Source organism: Psychrobacter sp. 1U2 (genome assembly GCF_051847575.1).
The window spans coordinates 1-745 of sequence record NZ_JBPYDC010000994.1 but is presented as its reverse complement, the minus strand read 5'-3'; the positions used below and the strand labels follow the sequence as shown (position 1 = coordinate 745).

The following is a 745-nucleotide window of genomic DNA, read 5'->3' as shown; positions in this document are numbered from 1 at the left end:
AAAGGACTGAGTCCTGTGCAATACAGAACTCAGTCCTTGTTATAAAATAAACCGTCCAACATTTGGGGGTCAGTTCAGTATTAGGATTTTTAATAACCTTAGTAGAAAATATTGCGGTCGTTTTAATATTGCCAACTCTAAAAAATTTTGCTCTTGGTGTGATGTTAGCGGTATCTACAATTTTTACGATAATCAACCCTGCGAATGCTGCTGCTAATGATATGACATATTACTCTGTACCCAAAACTGCGCATCAAGAAATTAGCAAAGAATCTGAATTAATTAATAATAGTAAAAATGGTAATTTAAAAAACAATGACCAGCAGAAATATAGCCGATCAAAATATAATAGTGTTAAACAAAGAATTGAGATGAATCGAACGCTTAAAACAGGTAACGATCGCAGAGTAGGATCTGGCAGTTATAGCTCTTAGATTTAAAACTAAATATTTAAATCAGCACCTACTATGAATATTACAATAAGGAGTATTATCATGAGAAATTATTTTAGTCTGTTTAGCACTAAAGTACGATTACTTTGTTTAGGCTCAGCATTAATCATAGCACCAGTAACCTCGACCTTTGCCATATTACCTATGATGTCACAAGTATTTGAACCTAGCTCAATTACTTTGGATTCTGATGATGAGAAGCAATGGAATAGCTATAATAGACCTCTTGCAAAAGTAGTTGTGAGACACAACGTATATTATTGAACTCTACTTACTTAATAGATATGCCAAAC

The 745-nt window shown here is 33.2% G+C and carries 1 protein-coding gene; it reads left to right on the top strand.

The features are described from left to right. The first annotated feature begins 62 nt into the window (after nucleotides 1-62). Entirely contained in the window at nucleotides 63-434 is a 372-nt protein-coding gene (locus ACS8FD_RS19970; protein ID WP_439277151.1) for a hypothetical protein, read from the top strand. The last annotated feature ends 311 nt before the right edge of the window (nucleotides 435-745 follow it).